Annotated in this window: 20 protein-coding genes; 6 read left to right on the top strand and 14 right to left on the bottom strand. The window is 65.9% G+C overall.

Features of this window, described 5'->3' with window-relative positions:
- Window position 1: 1 nt before the first annotated feature.
- From NOF53_RS01600 to NOF53_RS01565, 8 genes are all read right to left on the bottom strand, one after another.
- Window positions 2-385, bottom strand: coding sequence for a sterol carrier family protein (locus NOF53_RS01600; RefSeq protein WP_255965217.1), 384 nt, complete (start codon window positions 383-385; stop codon window positions 2-4).
- 4 nt (window positions 386-389) lie between these two features.
- A complete protein-coding gene (locus NOF53_RS01595) occupies window positions 390-1,034 on the bottom strand; it encodes a CPBP family intramembrane glutamic endopeptidase (RefSeq protein WP_255965216.1) in 645 nt (214 codons plus the stop codon).
- Entirely contained in the window at window positions 1,031-2,800 is a 1,770-nt protein-coding gene (locus NOF53_RS01590) for an alpha/beta hydrolase (RefSeq protein ID WP_255965215.1), read from the bottom strand. Before NOF53_RS01590 ends, NOF53_RS01595 begins: the two co-directional genes overlap by 4 nt.
- Before the next feature lie 3 nt (window positions 2,801-2,803).
- Window positions 2,804-5,125 (bottom strand): phosphoribosylformylglycinamidine synthase subunit PurL, encoded by a 2,322-nt coding sequence (gene purL, locus NOF53_RS01585; RefSeq protein WP_255965214.1) that lies wholly within the window; start codon window positions 5,123-5,125, stop codon window positions 2,804-2,806.
- 144 nt (window positions 5,126-5,269) lie between these two features.
- Window positions 5,270-6,556, bottom strand: coding sequence for a M18 family aminopeptidase (locus NOF53_RS01580; protein ID WP_255965213.1), 1,287 nt, complete (start codon window positions 6,554-6,556; stop codon window positions 5,270-5,272).
- 25 nt (window positions 6,557-6,581) lie between these two features.
- On the bottom strand, window positions 6,582-6,935 hold the full coding sequence (locus NOF53_RS01575) for a VOC family protein (protein WP_255965212.1): 354 nt from the start codon (window positions 6,933-6,935) through the stop codon (window positions 6,582-6,584).
- 57 nt (window positions 6,936-6,992) lie between these two features.
- Window positions 6,993-7,157, bottom strand: a complete 165-nt coding sequence (locus NOF53_RS01570; protein WP_255965211.1) for a hypothetical protein — start codon at window positions 7,155-7,157, stop codon at window positions 6,993-6,995.
- Window positions 7,158-7,408: 251 nt separating this feature from the next.
- Window positions 7,409-8,056 carry a nucleotide disphospho-sugar-binding domain-containing protein gene (locus tag NOF53_RS01565; protein WP_255965210.1) on the bottom strand — a complete coding sequence of 216 codons (648 nt, stop codon included), beginning with the start codon at window positions 8,054-8,056 and terminating at the stop codon, window positions 7,409-7,411.
- Between NOF53_RS01565 and NOF53_RS01560 the strand changes: the two genes are divergently transcribed.
- Entirely contained in the window at window positions 8,055-8,384 is a 330-nt protein-coding gene (locus tag NOF53_RS01560; RefSeq protein WP_255965209.1) for a TetR-like C-terminal domain-containing protein, read from the top strand. The two genes, NOF53_RS01565 and NOF53_RS01560, sit on opposite strands and share 2 nt — an antisense overlap.
- Here the strand turns inward: NOF53_RS01560 and malQ are convergent.
- The gene (gene malQ / locus NOF53_RS01555; protein ID WP_255965208.1) at window positions 8,362-10,509 is read right to left on the bottom strand and encodes a 4-alpha-glucanotransferase; all 2,148 of its coding nucleotides are present in this window, start codon (window positions 10,507-10,509) and stop codon (window positions 8,362-8,364) included. The genes NOF53_RS01560 and malQ overlap by 23 nt on opposite strands.
- 237 nt (window positions 10,510-10,746) lie before the next feature.
- Between malQ and NOF53_RS01550 the strand changes: the two genes are divergently transcribed.
- The 4 genes from NOF53_RS01550 to NOF53_RS01535 all read left to right on the top strand — a co-directional run bounded on the left by NOF53_RS01550 (window position 10,747) and on the right by NOF53_RS01535 (window position 12,592).
- A complete protein-coding gene (locus tag NOF53_RS01550; RefSeq protein WP_255965207.1) occupies window positions 10,747-11,394 on the top strand; it encodes a HemK2/MTQ2 family protein methyltransferase in 648 nt (215 codons plus the stop codon).
- Between the two features lie 414 nt (window positions 11,395-11,808).
- A complete protein-coding gene (locus NOF53_RS01545; protein WP_255965206.1) occupies window positions 11,809-12,054 on the top strand; it encodes a hypothetical protein in 246 nt (81 codons plus the stop codon).
- 17 nt (window positions 12,055-12,071) lie between these two features.
- The gene (locus NOF53_RS01540) at window positions 12,072-12,209 is read left to right on the top strand and encodes a hypothetical protein (protein ID WP_255965205.1); all 138 of its coding nucleotides are present in this window, start codon (window positions 12,072-12,074) and stop codon (window positions 12,207-12,209) included.
- A gap of 14 nt (window positions 12,210-12,223) precedes the next feature.
- Window positions 12,224-12,592, top strand: coding sequence for a hypothetical protein (locus tag NOF53_RS01535; protein ID WP_255965204.1), 369 nt, complete (start codon window positions 12,224-12,226; stop codon window positions 12,590-12,592).
- Between the two features lie 15 nt (window positions 12,593-12,607).
- Here the strand turns inward: NOF53_RS01535 and purQ are convergent, their stop codons facing one another.
- Both purQ and purS read right to left on the bottom strand, forming a co-directional pair.
- Window positions 12,608-13,285, bottom strand: a complete 678-nt coding sequence (purQ, locus tag NOF53_RS01530; protein ID WP_255965203.1) for a phosphoribosylformylglycinamidine synthase subunit PurQ — start codon at window positions 13,283-13,285, stop codon at window positions 12,608-12,610.
- Entirely contained in the window at window positions 13,282-13,521 is a 240-nt protein-coding gene (gene purS, locus NOF53_RS01525) for a phosphoribosylformylglycinamidine synthase subunit PurS (RefSeq protein WP_255965202.1), read from the bottom strand. Before purS ends, purQ begins: the two co-directional genes overlap by 4 nt.
- 115 nt (window positions 13,522-13,636) lie before the next feature.
- Here purS and NOF53_RS01520 point away from each other — a divergent pair, with 115 nt between their 5' ends.
- Window positions 13,637-14,284, top strand: coding sequence for an MBL fold metallo-hydrolase (locus NOF53_RS01520; RefSeq protein ID WP_255965201.1), 648 nt, complete (start codon window positions 13,637-13,639; stop codon window positions 14,282-14,284).
- Between the two features lie 4 nt (window positions 14,285-14,288).
- On the opposite strand, the gene NOF53_RS01515 is transcribed toward NOF53_RS01520, so the two are convergent.
- The 3 genes from NOF53_RS01515 to NOF53_RS01505 form a co-directional block, all read right to left on the bottom strand.
- A complete protein-coding gene (locus NOF53_RS01515; RefSeq protein ID WP_255965200.1) occupies window positions 14,289-14,993 on the bottom strand; it encodes a DUF2334 domain-containing protein in 705 nt (234 codons plus the stop codon).
- Window positions 14,994-15,090: 97 nt separating this feature from the next.
- Window positions 15,091-15,585, bottom strand: coding sequence for a glutathione peroxidase (locus tag NOF53_RS01510; protein ID WP_255965199.1), 495 nt, complete (start codon window positions 15,583-15,585; stop codon window positions 15,091-15,093).
- A 100-nt stretch (window positions 15,586-15,685) separates the two neighbouring features.
- Window positions 15,686-17,074 carry a cation:dicarboxylate symporter family transporter gene (locus tag NOF53_RS01505; protein ID WP_255965198.1) on the bottom strand — a complete coding sequence of 463 codons (1,389 nt, stop codon included), beginning with the start codon at window positions 17,072-17,074 and terminating at the stop codon, window positions 15,686-15,688.
- Window positions 17,075-17,094 lie beyond the last annotated feature (20 nt).

Raw genomic sequence — 17,094 nt, 5'->3', positions numbered from 1 at the left:
GCTACACCCGGAGCAAGGGTAACCAGTGGGCGATCTCGCCGGCGCGGCTTCCCGACACCGTGACGCCGCCCTTCGTCGCCTCGCGGAAGTCGATCAGGCCCGTCACGAGCAGCAACCATGTCCGCGGGTCGGTCTCCACCACATTGGGCGGCGTGCCCCGCGTGTGGCGCGGACCCTCGATGCACTGCACGGCGACGAACGGGGGAACCCGCACCTCGACACTCGACCCGGGCGCCACCTGCTCGAGGGTCCGGGCACTGAGCCGGACTGCTGCAGCGAGGACCGGCCGGGACGGCTTCTCTTCGGTGTCCCCGCGTAACCACGGGCCGATTTCGAGGACAGCTGCCCTCATCTCGGCTGGGTCTACGGCTCGACGCGGCGGCATTCCCTCAATCTACTGGTCCAGATTCCGCGGCCCGGGCTGCCACCGCTCCGGCGACGTTGACCGAAAGGTGCAGCAGTGCGGGCGCGACGACGCTGTCGCTCCGCCGCCTCAGCCAGTCGAACAACTCTCCCGATGCGGCCGTGAAAATCACCGTGGCGACGACGTTGTCGCCGGCGAGCCGTGCAGCCCGAATATGCCACAACCCGAACGTCGCCGCGTGTATCGCACGTGCGGTGCACGGTGACCACGCCCGTCGCAGGACCGCTGCCAGAACGCTGCGGAACAGCAGTTCCTCGGCGAGCACCGTGCCCACCGGTATCCGGAAACCCACCCAGCCGTAGAAGTCTGCGGAGCCGGCAGCGAGCCGTATCCGGCTACGCCACGTCGGTGCCACGACGGCAGTTGCACCGGCCGCCAATGGAATCAGCGAGGCCATCGCGCCGTACCGTAGTCCCGCAGGCACTCTGGACGGGGACAGCCCGAGTTCGCTCCGGGTGTACCCGGCGGCACGCGCGGCCCCCGCCGCGATCACCGCCGATCCGGCGCCTGCGACAGCCCGCCCGTACGGCCCCCACCCGCACCGCGGAAGTATCCCGTTGTTCCACACCACGACCGCCGCCGCGACGAAGACGGCCGAGGATCTGCTCACTTCTCGGGACCGTCACTACCGGCGAGCATGTCGAGCGCCGACCGGACCCGCAGGGTGTCGAGTGGTGTCCATCCTTCGGGCTGAGCGACGGTGACCCATCCGTCGAGGACCAGCGTCCCGTAGTTGTGGCCGTGCCCGTCCGGAACTCCGGCCGCATTGGTGAGGTCGACCGACACCTGCCAGAACGTCACGAAGGGAAACCACTTCATGGACGGCGATCGGTCGTCGCCCGGCGGTTCCGTCAGCCAGTCCGGTCTGGTGAACGCAAGGTCGGGCGACCACCACACCACTGGGTCGGACGCGTGCTGCACGTAGAGGATGCGGGGCGAGAGCCACTCACCCGTGTTGTCGACCATGTCGGCGGCGTCGTCGGCGAATCGCACCACCAGACCTGCGGCGTATTCGGGATCCACCTCGGAGGTTCCCGGATCACGACGCTCGATCAGTTGCCCCCACAGGCGGTTCGTATTGGGCGGGCCCACCCAGAGCACACCGTCGACGGTCTGCCGGATGTCGGTCAGCGAGTCGAAGGCACCCTCTCCCGCCTGAGTGCCGAGACTCTCGCCGTAGACCAGCAGTTTGGGGCGGGTCGCCTCGGGTTCCTGGAGCCAGCGCTCGTGCACCCGGCCGATGAGTTGTCTTCCCGCCTCGGCGGCCTTGTCGCGGTCGGCGAGAAAAGACACCCAACTCGGCAGGAAGGAATACTGACTGGCCACCAACGCGGTGTCGCCGTTGTGGACGAGCTCGATCGCCTGCGCTGCAGTGGGATTCACCCATCCCGTGCCCGTGGTCGGGATGACGACGAGCACTTTGCGCTGAAACGCGCCGGTCCGCTCGAGTTCGTCGATGACGATGTCCATGCGGGCGTCTGGGTCCTCGGCCGTCTCGAGGCCGGCATAGACGCGGATCGGGTTCTCGGCCGGAGTGCCGTTCGCTGCAGTGAGCCCCGCTGCGTCCAGACCGCGGGAGACGAAGTTCCGGCCCTCGAACCCGAGCGTGTTCCACGGCGCGAATGATTCCGGGCTGCCCGACTTTTTCGGGTCGACCGGCTGCAAGGCACCGTCCCGGGTGGACGAATTCTGCAGGCTGAACGCTGCATTGGCGCCGGCGTAGATTCCGCGTAACAGAACCCCGTCGACGAGGAGGAGGAACAAAACCGTGACGATGAGGATGCCTGCCGTCGTGGCGGTGGAAATAGCGAGGTGCCAGCGCCGGATCAGGCGGCCCGCTATCCATCGCACCCACTCGCGCAGCAGCCGCCACACCGCGATGATGGCGCCACCGACGAGCAGGCTCAGCCCCCCGGTACGGATGTATCCCGTGGTGGTGGTGCCCTCCGCACCCATCAGCGCGGCAATCTCACGCTGCCATGCAGCGGAGTACCCGAGCATGACAAGGCTGACCACCACGGAGGTGACCGTGACGAACACCTTGATGGTGGTGGACCGTGATTCCGGCAGCGGCCACCAGGCCTTGCGGCGCAGGAAGTATCGGCGCGCAGCCCAGCCGAGCGCCGTTCCCACCGCGTAACCGATCGCGGCATTGATACCGCCGATCAGACCCTGGAACAACCAGTCACGAGGCAACAATGACGGCGTGAGTGACCAACAGAAGAACAGCGTCGCACAGGCGATGCCGGTGACGTCGAGGCCCAGGAGACGCCACACTCGCTCGAGCCGGGGGTCGCGAAGACGGATCGATCCACCGAGCCGCGGGCGTTCCCGCGGCTCGGCGTCAATTCTGTCCAGCGCCCCCGATTCGACCACGCATTACCCGAACAACGCCGGCAGGGTCGCCTCGGACGTCGCGCGCAGTTCGGCGAGGGTGACCGAGAACTGTCCCTGAATCTCCACGGAGTCGGAGCCCTCGTCCACCACACCGATGCGCACCCACGGGAGGTTACGTGCCGTGCACATTCCGGTGAAGCGAGTTTCCTCGGTACGCGGAACGGCGACGAGCACGCGGCCCGACGACTCGGAGAACAAGGTGACGAACGGATCGGCGTCATCGGGAAGCAGGATGCGGCAACCGGTTTCACCGGCGAGCGCAGCCTCGACGACAGCCTGCGCGAGACCACCTTCCGACAGGTCGTGTGCGGCAGACACCAGACCGTCACGCGAAGACGCCAGGAGAATGTCGGCGAGAAGCTGCTCGCGTTCGAGGTCGACCCGCGGGGGGACGCCACCGAGATGTCCGTGCTCGACCTGCGACCAGATCGATCCGTCGAATTCGTCGCGCGTCTCACCGAGCAAGATCAGCGTTTCACCGGGTTCGAGACCGAGGCCAGTGGGGATGCGCCGATGCACATCGTCGATGACGCCGAGCACGGCCACCACCGGGGTGGGCAGGATGGGCGTGGAACCGGTCTGGTTGTAGAAGCTGACGTTGCCGCCGGTGACGGGGATGCCCAGCTTGGCGCAACCATCGGCCAAACCGCGCACGGCCTGCTGGAACTGCCACATCACTCCCGGGTCCTCCGGGGAGCCGAAGTTGAGGCAGTTGCTGACGGCCTTCGGGGTGGCTCCGGTGACGGCAACGTTGCGGAACGCCTCGGCGAGTGCCAGCTGCGCCCCGGTGTACGGGTCTAGTGCGGTGTAGCGACCGGACGCGTCGGTGGCCAGGGCGATGCCGCGGCCCGTCTTCTCGTCGACGCGGATCACGCCCGAATCGGCGTTCTCGGCCAGGACGGTGTTGCCACGCACGTAGCGGTCGTACTGCTCGGTGATCCACTTGCGGCTGCACAGCGCCGGGGACGCGAGCATCTTCAGCAGCGTCGCCTTCAGTTCGTCGGCCGATTCGGGACGCTTCAGTCCGGCGGTGGTGTTGGCGACGAGGGCGTCCTGGCTCGCGGGACGCTGCACGGGCCGCTCGTACACGGGGCCCTCGTGGGCGACGGTGCGCGGCGGCACGTCGACGACGGTCTCGCCGTGCCAGGAGATGGTGAGCCGCTCGCCGTCGGTGACCTCACCGATGACGGTGGCGAGGACGTCCCACTTCTTGCAGACCTCCATGAACGCGTCGACGTTGTCGGGGGTGACGACCGCGCACATGCGTTCCTGGGACTCGCTGGACAGCACCTCGGCCGCGGTCATGCCGGTGGCGCGCATCGGGACCTGCTCGAGGTTGATGTGCATGCCGCCGTCGCCGGCCGCGGCCAGCTCGGACGTGGCGCAGGACAGGCCGGCGCCGCCGAGGTCCTGGATACCGACCACGAGCTTCGCGGCGTACAGCTCGAGACAACACTCGATGAGCACCTTCTCGGTGAACGGGTCACCTACCTGCACAGCAGGAAGCTTCTTCCGGCTTTTCGATGCTCCAGCTCCGCCTTCGGCTTCGTGTTCGTCCCCACCCTCGTCGCCGTCGAACGTCTCCGACGCCAGGACGGACACGCCGCCGATGCCGTCGAGGCCGGTGCGCGCACCGAACAGGATGATCTTGTTACCGGTGCCCGAGGCGAAGGCGAGGTGCAGGTCCTCAACACGCATGGCACCCGCGCACAGCGCGTTGACCAGGGGGTTACCAGCATAGGACTCGTCGAACACGGTTTCGCCACCCACGTTGGGCAGACCGAGGGAGTTGCCGTAGCCACCCACACCGCGCACCACACCGTCGACGACACGACGGGTGTCGGGGGCGTCCGCCGCGCCGAAACGCAGCTGGTCCATGACGGCGATGGGCCGCGCGCCCATGGCCATGATGTCGCGGACGATGCCGCCGACGCCCGTGGCCGCACCCTGGTAGGGCTCGACGTAGGACGGGTGGTTGTGGCTTTCGACCTTGAAGGTGACCGCCCAGCCGTCACCGATGTCGACCACTCCGGCGTTCTCGCCGATACCGGCGAGCATCGAGGAGCGCATCTCGTCCGTGGTGGTCTCGCCGAAGTACTTCAGGTGCACCTTGGACGACTTGTAGGAGCAGTGCTCACTCCACATCACCGAGTACATCGCCAGCTCGGCTTCGGTGGGGCGGCGGCCCAGGATCTCCTTGATACGGGCGTACTCGTCGTCCTTGAGGCCCAATTCACTGAAAGGCTGCGCAACTTCGGGGGTCGCGGCGGCGGCTGTGACGGTATCGACCGGGTGTGCTGACACTGGAGGTGTGGTCCCTTCCCTACGGGAGTCAAGAGCGGCAAGCCGGAGTCAGGGCCGGCCGGTGAGCCGGGTGGCGACGAGCCGTAGGTCAGTCTATCCGGCACCTTCTTCCTCCATCGACCTGACGCTCACCGCCCGACCGCGTCACGCCGTCGGTGTGAGGAACGCCGCAAGGGCGTCGGAGTATGCCCGCACGTCGCGGGCACCCATCAGTTCCCGCGAGGAGTGCATACCCAGCTGAGCGGCGCCGACGTCGACGGTGCTCAGACCGGTTCGTGAGGCGGTGATCGGGCCGATGGTCGACCCGCACGGCAGGTCGGCGCGGTGCACATACCTCTGCAACGGGACTCCGGCCTGATCGCAGGCCAGCGCGAATGCTCCCGCGCCGGCCGCGTCGGTGGCGTAGCGCAGATTCTGATTGACCTTGAGCACCGGCCCGGCGTTGACGGCGATCTGGTGTGCGGGCTCGTGGCGGTCCGGATAATTGGGATGCGTGGCGTGCGCCATGTCGCCCGACGCACATACCGAGCCCGCCATCGCTTGCAGAAATTCTTCTCGCCCGCCGCCTCGGCCGAGGACGATGCGCTCGAGGACGGTGTTCAGCAGATCCGAGAAAGCCCCTCGATCCGACATGCTGCCCACCTCCTCATGATCGAAGAGTGCGAGCACGGGTACGTGATCGCCTGCCGGGTACTCCGCGGCCGCGAGCAGCGCTTGGGTTCCGGCGTAGCAGGTGCCCTGATTGTCGAGCCGCGGCGCGCTGACGAGATCCTGCTCTGTCCCGACCAGCGCACTGGGGGCAAGGTCGTGGGTCATCAGTTCCCAGCCGAGCACGGAATCGGCGGGCACCTCCACCTGGTCTGCCACGAAGTCGATGAAGGATCGAGGCCCCGAACCGACACCCCACACCGCGTTGAGGTGCCGCTGCGGGTCGAGGTGCACTCCCTTGCGGTCCTCCGACAGGTGGATCGCGAGCTGCGGCACCCGAAGAATCGGCTGGTCGATGCGGACGAGTTTCTGTTCCACCACATTGCCGACCCGCACGCTGAGCCGCCCGGAGATACCCAGGTCACGGTCGAGCCACGAATTGAGCCACGCACCTCCGTACGGCTCGAGACCCACGAGCTGCCACCCTGCCGACCACAGATCGGGGTGCTGCTTGACGCGCAGATTCGGGCTGTCGGTGTGCCCACCGACGATGCGGAACGGCGCCGTGCGTCCGACCCGCTCGGTACTCCACGCGATGAGCGATCCGCCGCGAACCAGGAAGTAGCGTCCTGGTTCCCCGGGCCACGATTCGGTCTCGTGGAGCTCGGTGAAACCGTTGCCGGACAGCAACATCGACACCGTCGCGCACACATGAAACGGCGACGGTGACGCATCGACGAAAGTGCACAGGCCCTGGGCGTCGGCCCACGTAGTGGAATGCATGGAGCCAATCATGCAGGACGCGATGCTAGCCGTGTCGACCCGAGACGCAGAACTGGTTGCCGTCGGGATCGGCGAGGGTGACCCAGCGGAATCCGTCCATCTCGCGCTGCGCCACCTCCGTCGCGCCCTCCGCGTTCAGTTTGCTCACTTCACCGTCGAGGTCCTCGGACGTGAGGTCGAGGTGGATGCGGTTCTTTCCGGGCGTGGGGTCGTCCACTTTCTGGAACGCGAGTTTATACGGCGAGTTCGGAAGCGCGAGGACATAGAACCATCCGTCGTTTTCCTGCTCGATCGTGCCCGCGGTCTGCTTCGCCCACCAGGCGGCCAGGGGTCCGGGCTCTGTGCTGTCGAAGGTGATCATGCCGAGTTCGAGTGCCATGGGCGCACGATAGTCCCGCCCACCGACAAGGTCTGGCGCGCCGGCGACACCGCGGTGTCACTCCCGTGCCGGCGTGATATGCAGGATCCCGAGGATCGACAGTAAATCCTTACACTCGAGGGCATCACGCGAGCGCGACGCGACCGCCCGCTGCGCTTTCCGGATCGTCTCGGCATCGATTTCGTGCTCCACCTCGAAGACGGAAGCTCTGCGTTCGGCCACGTCGATTTCCTTCCCCGATGTGTCATCGGCGGTGTTGGTACTCAAAGAACAAGCGCGGGCAGCCAGAGCGCCGCAGGTAGTTGCACGTCTGCACCGCGGTCTCCCGATCACCGATCGCCTCGCGCAAATGGCAACCGCCCACCTCGTGCTCGGACACGAGAGCCCCGTATTGTTCGGCCATCCGCCATCAGCACGGCCACACCCCATTTCCTCCACGGTGTGGCGTAGGGCGGCACCCGCGCCCCAACGCCTCACATCGGCGTCGGCGCACTTCCTGACCGACCGGTGACAACGTCCGTATACCCTGGTGCCCGCAATCGAATCACCGCCGGGCGACCCTGCAACAGCTGGCTCCCGTCGTCGAGCACTACCTCCTGGAGAACCCTCACCGCGGCATCGACACCCCCCGCAACCCGCAGTTCGGCTGCGAGTTCGGCACTACGATGACGGACCGGTTCCGCATCGATCCGCGCGAGCGCGTCGCGCAGTTCGGCCACGGTAGCCGTCGAACTGTCCACTCGCACCGCGACACCCGCCGACACGAGCGCGTCCGCATTCTCGAATTGGTCGGCGGCCTGTGGGGCTGCGATCATCGGAGTTCCGGTGAACATGCCTTCGCTCGACCCACCCATTCCGGCATGCGTGAGGAAGGCATCCGCCTGGTGCAGGATGTGGAATTGCGGTACCCAGCGATGCACCTCCACCGAGGCGGGCACGGGTCCGAGTTCTGCTTCGTCGACGTGCTTCCCGATCTGCAGCACTACGTGCCAGCCGTCGAGGTCGCCGTACGCTTTCACGCACCGACGATAGAAATCGGCCTGGTCGGTGAAAGCGGAGCCGAGCGAGATCAGCAAGACCTTGTCGGCCTTGCCGGACTCCGGCGATCTGACGGCCGACATGAGGCTGGTACTGCGGGCCACGGTCGACGAGTTCACGTCCCCCGACTTCGAGCCGCTGTTCCGTGCGCTGTCGATCGAGTCCCTGCAAGACCCGCGGCTGCAGGAGCAGATCGTCGAACGGATCTATCGCCCGCAATTCGCCTACGTGGAGGAGCGTTTCCGCTCGGCCCGGGAAGCTGGACAGATACGACAGGACGTCGATCTCACGATCGCCTTCGAACTCTTCATGGCACCGATGTTCTACCGCTGGCAGAGCGGAGCCGAGCCCCTCACCCACGACCATGCGGACGCGGTAGTCGACCTTGTCATGCGGGCCCTTGCGCCGTGACTGCCTCGCACCCGACGTAGCTGTAGTCAGCCCGAGCCAAATCCTCGAGTCCAACCGCCCTACCTGAGGCGTCGGCGAGAGGAATCTTCCAGTTCGGGTACTGGGCATCACCGGTGCCCGGTTGATTCTGGATGCGGTGCTCACCGACGAGGTCGACGAGTGCGACGCCCAGCAGCATAGAGGGACTCCGGCCGATCAACGCGTACAACGACTTCACGATGTCCTCGATCGACGCATCGTCCTCCGACAACCCACGATCGCGGGCCATCAGCAGGACGGATTCCCGCTGAAGCGCGTCGTGCTCCTTCTCGGATTCGAGGTCGCGTTCGAGAAGACCCAGCCGCGAGCGCAACTCGATGTGCTCGCCCGCGAGATAGCCGGCAGTCGGTGGAAGGTCGTGTGTTGTCACGGAAGTCAGGCACAGAGACCGGTACTTCTCGGGCGGAATGGGCCCGTCGTCGTCGCGTTCGAACCACAGAATCGACGTTCCCAGCACCCCTCGTTCGGCGAGATACTCCTGCACCATCGGCTCGAAGACGCCCAGATCTTCACCGATGACCACGGCCCCTGCCCGTTCCGCCTCGAGGGCGAGAATCCCGATGAGGGCCTCGTGGTCGTAGGTGACGTAAGTCCCTTCCGCCGGGGATGCGGCACCCGTCGGTATCCACCACAGCCGGAACAGACCGAGGATGTGGTCGACGCGCAATCCACCCGCATGCTTGAGTACGGTGCGCAGCATGTCCCGATACGGGGCATAGCCCAATTCGGCGAGCCGATCCGGCCGCCACGGTGGCTGATCCCAGGACTGCCCCTGCTGGTTGAAATCGTCCGGTGGGGCGCCGACCGTAATACCCTCTGCGAGAGCAGATCCGAGCGACCACGCGTCGGCTCCGCCGTGCTGGACGCCGACGGCCAGGTCATGCACCACGCCGATGTCCATACCTGCCGCGCGAGCCGCGTGCTGCGCCTCGGCGAGTTGTTCGTCGCAAATCCACTGCAGCCAGGAATGGAATTCGATCCGATCGGAGAGCTTGTCCTGCTGCGCTCGCACCCATTCGCTGTCGGGTGAGGACGCCTTCGTCCGCCATCGCGGGTCCCGCGCAGACATTCTCTCGGCGAGGGCGCACCACGTCGCGAAGTCGCGGAGGCCGTCCCCTTCGGTGCGGCGGAAGTCGTCGAACGCCTGCTGCCGGCTCGGGCTGCGCTCGACACGGAACACCCGCTCGAGCACCCGAAGCTTCGCCCGGTAGGACCTGTCCCTGTCGATCCGGTCAGCCTTGCCGTTGGCCCGCTCGAAGCGTGCCGCCGCCTCCCGCATACGGGCGTATCGGGCCCGGGGCAGGTACGCGGCCTCCCGGATGTTCTCGACGCGGATGTACAGCGGATTGACGAACCTGCGCGTAGTAGGCAGGTAAGGCGACGCCTCGACCGGTGGCTGCGGTTGCGCCGCGTGCAGTGGATTGACCAGAACGTAGTCGGCGCCGTGCACGGAACCGAAGATCGAGGCCATATCGCCCAGATCACCGAAGTCGCCGACACCCCACGAATGACGGGATCGCACCGAATACAACTGGGTGAGGACTCCCCACCGTTGTCGATCGTTGAGGGAATCCGACGTCGACAACCGGGCCGGGGTGACGACGAGCGTGCACGACGCAGTGGTGTCGGACGGCTCACCCCCTTCGCTGTGTGTCGATGCACGGATCTTGTGCCATCCGGCGGGTACATCCGCCGGGACAGCGAAGGTCGCGCGGCCGACCAGGGCGCCGTCGACCTCTCGCGGATCGACCCACACGTCGAGCTGCCGTGCCTGGACGTCGTCGCCGAATTCCGTGACGATCGTGATCCGCACCGGGTCACCGTGCGGCACGTGGACCGCGAACCGCGTCTCGGTTCCGTGCACTCCGACAACCACCGGCGGCAGCATGCGCCGCCACGGGGCCAGCTCACACTCGGCGAGCGCACGCTCGACCTCGGAGTCGGTGCCGGCCGGCACGTCCATGGCCGTGAGGACGCTGCGCAGGGTCTCGTCCCCGACCTCGTGACGTTTCTCGTCCCAACCCTTGTACGACGTCGCCACGCCGTGCCGGGCCGCTAGATTCCGCAACTGCTGGCTGTAGGTCACCCTGTCGATCGTGCCAGGTCGACGGTGTGCTCGCGCGCCTTGTTCGCAGCGTGCTGATCCCCCACTGACCGGGCCACGATCGGTACCGGCATGCCTCCTGGCCACGCGCCTGATTGATCCGACCGCGTCCCGGGTAATTGGACCCCAATCGACATTGCCGTTCGACTCGACATTGCCGGGAGTGCCAGGTGAGAGAGTTCGGACTCGCCCGGCACTCTCACCGACCAAGGAGCCCAGATGCTGCTACGTCTTCCTGGAGTCTATCGTCCGCAGGACGATACGGAGATGCTGGCTGACGTGATCGCAGCCGAGGAACTAGGGCCTTCCTCGCGGGTTCTCGACCTCTGCGCGGGCACCGGTGCATTGAGCGTCCGGGCCGCAGAAGCTGGTGCCGGTTCGGTCACCGCGGTGGACGTTTCGCTCCGGGCCGTGCTCAGCATCCGGCTCAACGCGCTGACGCGAAGACTCCCGATTCGCGTTCTTCGGGGCGATCTCACCGAATCGATACGGGCCGAGCGATTCGACCTCGTGGTGTCCAACCCCCCGTACGTTCCCGCACACGACGACGCCCTTCCCAACAGAGGGGTTGCGCGGGCGTGGGACGCGGGCAAGAACGGCCGCGCGCTCCTCGATCGGATCTGTGCTCAATCGCCGGACGTGCTGGTTCCCGGCGGTGTACTTCTCCTCGCCCAGTCCGCGCTCAGCGGTATCGAGAAGACCCAGACGATGCTCGAAGAGCGGAACCTGAAGGTGGAGATCGCGGCCACGGCAGACATTCCGTTCGGGCCGGTACTCGAAGGGCGACGGAAGATGCTCGAGGACCGTGGCCTGATCGAATCCGGGCAGTCCCGCGAGCAGATTGTCGTGATCCGGGCGGTCAAGTAGTCCGGCACCATTTCGATCGCGGTGACAACACCAATTCGATTACTGTGTGACAACGGTTTTCCAGTCGCTACTCGTCAGTTTCATTGCGGAAACATTTCCGGCACGCTATCCTGAACGAAGGTTGAGCACGCAGCCGACGCCGGATTTTGCCGCCGCGCGGGTATTTCAACGCTCAACCCCACTCGGCTTTCGCGATTTTCGCGCCTTCCTTCGCTGATCGATGTACGCGTCTCCGTTCGGATTCGACCGGACGTTCAATGGGAGCTCTGCCATTACACGATGATTCGGCATCGAGCCGAGGACACTCCCTCGATCAGCGCTCGATTGCAACTTATTTCGAAGAGAGAACTGATGTCCCACAACGTAGTTGATTTACGGTCACAGTCCTTACGCCAGCAACCCACCAAAGGTGACGTGCTGGCCACGGCTGAGCGCATCCTGATCGAGTGCCGCGGGTACAGCAGCGACGCAGCGTTCGACGAGCTGATGGATGTTGCGCGCCGCCATCACGTGGATGTCCGCCGCGCCGCCGAACGTCTCATCGATCTCGCGGCAAAGGATTCCCGCGTGGTGGCGGAGGCCCATCGACTCCATGGCACCGAGACGGCCGCTCTGGACGAGACCTGGGCACCGATGCTCGCCAATCGTCACGCAAGTTGAAAGAGCCGATACCGACCATGACCGGACCGAAGACGCAGACCGTGCCCGTAGCGGCGACTCCCCCAAAACGTGGGTCGTCGATGAGTACCGAAGAGATCAAAGCGCGCATCGAGGCAATGTTCGCGCAGGACGAAGCCCGCGAGGACCGCGGCTGACAACGGAGTGTCGTGTGACGTCGAGAGTGAAGCACCAGGTGCGGCGGTTGTTGTTCATCGGGAACCCTTCCCAATTCATCGAAGTGATTCATTGGGCCGCGATGCGGGCTTGGGCGACCGGACACGGGCTGGAAACCACACGGACATTCGCCGGCGGGCCTGTGGTGTGCGCGGTTGCCACCGAAGATGTTCTGGATGGCCTCTGCCTTCCTTCCGAGGCCACCATGTTGCAGCGGGTCCGTAGCGAGCGCATTCCGTGCATCTGTGTGCACGACGCTCCCGAACGCATCATCGAGGAAGTCGGTGCACTGACTCCCGTCACGGCGGTGCACACCGACACCGATGCCGAGCCGCTCATCGAGAGCGACAAGGCATCGGCGTAGAGCAAAAACGCCAGGTCAGGCAGAGATGACGCTGTCGAGGACGGAGTAGAACATGCCGAGTCCGTCGTCGCTGGGTCCGGTGAGAGCTTCGGTGGCGTGCTCCGGATGCGGCATCAAGCCGACGACGCGGCCATTGGCGGAGGAGATGCCGGCGATCCCACGCTGAGAACCATTGGGGTTGTCGCCCGCAAACCGGAAGACAACCCGGCCTTCGCCCTCGAGTTCGTCCAGCACTTCCTTCGACGCCTGGTAGCGGCCCTCACCCGATTTCAGCGGAATGAGAATCTCGGCACCCGGTTCGTAACGGGAAGTCCATGCCGTCGACGTGGATTCGACGCGGAGCCATTCGTCGCGGCAGATGAAATGCAGGCCGTCGTTGCGGGTCAGCGCGCCCGGTAGGAGGCCGGCTTCGCACAGCACCTGGAAACCGTTGCAGATACCGAGGACAGGCATGCCACTCCGAGCTGCCTGGATGACCTTGCCCATGACCGGCGCGAAACGGGCGATCGCGCCTGCACGCAGGTAGTCACCGTACGAAAACCCACCCGGGACGATGACGGCGTCGACACCCTTGAGGTCGGCATCGCCGTGCCAGAGGTTCACGGCCTCGCCGCCGGCGAGTTTCACCGCGCGGACGGCGTCGACGTCGTCGAGGGTGCCGGGGAAAGTAATGACTCCGACGCGTGCGCTCATGCCTCGACGCGCCTCACGGTCCAGTCCTCGATCACCGTGTTGGCCAGCAGGGCCTCGGCGATCTTCTCGAGCTGCGAGTCGTCGACGCTGCCGTCGACCTCGAGCTCGAATCGCTTACCTTGACGGACATCCGAGATTCCAGCGAAACCGAGCCGCGGCAGGGCTCCGGCAATGGCCTGCCCCTGGGGGTCGAGAATCTCGGCCTTGGGCATGACTTCGACGACGACACGGGCCACGTGCTGCTCCTCGTTAGTAGTGCGCGAGCCCAGAGTGGAACACCGGGCACTAGGGAGTTTACCGGGCCACCGGTGTGCAGCCCGCATCGGACGGAAGCGGCGCATACTCGAATCCATGCGACTGACTCACTTCGGCCACAGCTGCGTCCTCGTCGAGTTGAACGGTTCCACCATCCTTTTCGATCCGGGCAACTTCTCCCACGGATTCGAGGGCATCACCGGGCTCGACGCGATACTCGTCACCCATCAGCACCCGGATCACGTCGACCAGCAACGACTGCCCGCCCTCGTCCAGGCGAACCCCGGCGCAGCCCTGTATTCGGATCCGCAGACCGCCGCGCAACTCGGTGGCGGGTGGACGGGGGTGCACGCCGGCGACGAGTTCGACATCGGCAACGTGCACGTCACCGGCACCGGCGGGACGCACGCGGTGATTCACCCCGACATCCCCGTGATCGACAACACGGCGTTCCTGCTCGGCGATGCCGGCAACCCCGCGCGGCTGATGCACCCGGGCGACTCACTGTTCGTCCCGGAACAGAAGGTCGACGTGCTGGCCCTGCCCGCCGCGGCGCCGTGGCTGAAGATCTCCGAGGCAATCGACTACCTGCGTGCCGTCGCGCCGCGCGTCGCCGTACCCATTCATCAGGCGATCATCACCGACCAGGCCACCGGGATCTTCTACGGTCGCTACTCCGACATGGCCCCCACGGGAACCGAGTTCCGCACCCTTCCCAGCGAATCGAGCGTCGAGGTCGCGTGACGGGTCAGGCAGCGCCCATTCGTGGAAGGCGCGGTTGCCACCTATATACCGTCGGCTCCGCGCCGTGCCGAAGGGCCAGGTCGACGGCGTCGAGTAGCGCCTGCCGCGGACCCGGTGTGCCCAACTGTTTGGCCGTGACCGCGAGACGCACCACTCCCCCGCGCTTGGCCGTGCGGCCCGAGCCGTGAACGAGCGCCCGGCACCACCACGGTTCCGCCCGGAACCCCTCGCCGATGCCCAATACGCGCGACCGTACGGCCGATCCCCGCTCGAGGTCATGAATGGCAGTCATATTCGCGAGAAGGCGAAAACCGGCGGAAGGCAAGGCCGCGACAGCACCTTGCGACGCCAGCCAGCGCGGCGGCGCGAACACCCGGGTGCGCAGGCCGGTCTGCTCCATCACACGGTCGGCGGCGATCAACCGCAGTCGGGCTTCGTGCTCGGGGAGTGCCGCAAACTCCGCGCGACGACGTTTGGTTGCAGCCTGGTCATAGCCGTGCAGGACGACGGCGTCACCCTGTGACCGGCGCATACGCAGCCAGTCCTGTGTCGCCGAGTCGTTGACCAGGCGGTATTTGTCTTTCAGTCGCGGAGCGACCAGCAGCGACAGCGGCACGCCCCGCGCGTCCATCTCCTCGGCGAACGCGGCGGCGAAGTCGCGCGTTTCCTGTCTGAGTCCTGACACCGACACGAGCAACTGTCCGGTCATGGCTTCAGGGTGACAGCCCAAGGTGAACACAAGGCAAAGGTCGTGCGCCTTTCTGGTCGCCGGGACAACCGGAAAGGCGCACGGGCGCCGGGGGCGCCTACTTCGGCAGGACGGCCTCGATGGCTGCGACGACCTCGGGGGCGTCGGGTTCGGTGCGGGGACGGAACCGATTCACGACGGTGCCGTCGGGTGCGACGAGGAACTTCTCGAAGTTCCATTGCACGTCCCCGGCCTCGCCCTCGGCGTCCGCGGCCTTGGTCAGCTCTTCGTACAGCGGATGACGGTTCTCTCCGTTCACCTCGATCTTCTCGAACAAGGGGAAGGTGACGCCGTAAGTGGTGGAGCAGAACGTCTCGATCTCTTCGGGGGTGCCGGGCTCCTGTCCCATGAATTGGTTGCACGGAATCCCGATGACGCTGAGGCCGCGGCCGGCGTAGTCCACCGCCAGCTGCTCGAGGGTCTTGTACTGCGGGGTGAGCCCACACTTGGAGGCCACGTTCACCACGAGGACTGCGCGCCCGTCGTATTCGCCGAGCGAGGTGGGCACGCCGCCCAGGGTGTTGATGGCAATGTTCTGCACAGGAGTCGTCATGACACCCAACGTAGCGACAAAAGGGTTGTGCGCCCAGGCGTGAGATCCGCCCGGGCGCACAGCCCTTCCTTCATCCGTACGTGGTGTCAGTTCGTATCTTTCAGTGGGTGAGCAGTACGCGTGCGTCGTCCTCGCGGGCAGCAGGCGTCGCCTTCTCCTCCTCGACGACCTCGCCGTGACCGTCGTCGACCATCGTCTCCTCGTCGAAGGGCAGCTTCCCGTCGAGGACGTTGCGGACGCGGTCGTTGTCGACGGTGTGGGTCCACGAACCGACGAGCAGCGTTGCAACGGCATTTCCGGAGAAGTTGGTGACGGCGCGCGCCTCGGACATGAACCGGTCGATGCCGACGATCAGTCCGACGCCGTCGAGCAGTTCCGGGCGATGGCTCTGCAGTCCACCGGCGAGGGTGGCGAGACCTGCACCACTCACTCCGGCGGCGCCCTTGGACGCGATGATCATGAACACCAGCAGCGACAGCTGCTCGGGGAACGAGAGCGGCTGGCCCATCGCATCGGCGATGAAGATCGATGCCATGGTCAGGTAGATGGCGGTGCCGTCGAGGTTGAACGAGTATCCGGTCGGGACCACGACACCGACGGTGGTGCGCTCGACGCCGATGTGCTCCATCTTCGCGATGAGGCGGGGCAGGGCCGATTCGGACGAGGACGTGGCGAAGATCAGCAGGTATTCGCGTGCCAGGTACCGGACGAGCTTGAAGATCGAGACGCCGGCGACGACGCGCAGGATGGAGCCGAGGACACCGAACACGAAGATCAAGCAGGTCAGGTAGAAGCCCAGCATCAAGGTGGCAAGTTGCACGACCGCGCCGAGTCCGGTCTGTCCGACCACGTTGGCGATGGCACCGAACGCGCCGATGGGAGCGAGCCACAGGATCATCGACAGGATCTTGAACACGAGTTTCTGCACGTAGCCGACACCGCGCAGGATCGGCTCACCCTGCTTACCGAGGGCCTGCAGACCGAAGCCGACGAGCAGTGCAACGAACAGCGTCTGCAGGACGCTTCCCTCGGTGAGGGAGGAGAGCAGCGACGTGGGGATGATCGAGCCGAGGAACTCCACGGTGCCGCCTGCACCGTGCGCCTTCTCGGCCAGCTGGGCGCCGGTTCCGGCGGTGTCCGGGCTGATGTTCAGGCCGCTTCCCGGGTCGAGGAGGTTGCCCACCACCAAGCCGATACCGAGGGCGACGGTCGACATGCCGATGAAGTAGGTGAGAGCGAGCCCGCCGACCTTGCCCACCTTGGCCGCTGCCTTCACGGATCCGATTCCCAGCACGATGGTGCAGAAGATCACCGGGCTGATCATCATCTTGATCAGGTCGACGAACATCGTGCCCAGGACGCCGAGCGACTTGCCGGCCCCCGGCGCAAGCCATCCGACGAGAACGCCCGCAATCACGGCGACGATGACCCCCATGTACAACCAGTGGGTACGGTCACGCTTCTTCGTTTTCCCTGTCGCAGTGCTCATGGGGTGGTCCTCCAGTTCGA

The organism is Rhodococcus tibetensis, assembly GCF_024438035.1.
Classification (GTDB): Bacteria; Actinomycetota; Actinomycetes; order Mycobacteriales; family Mycobacteriaceae; genus Rhodococcus_F; species Rhodococcus_F tibetensis.
The sequence above is the reverse complement of the archived record's forward strand: the minus strand, read 5'-3'. Positions and strand labels throughout refer to the sequence as shown.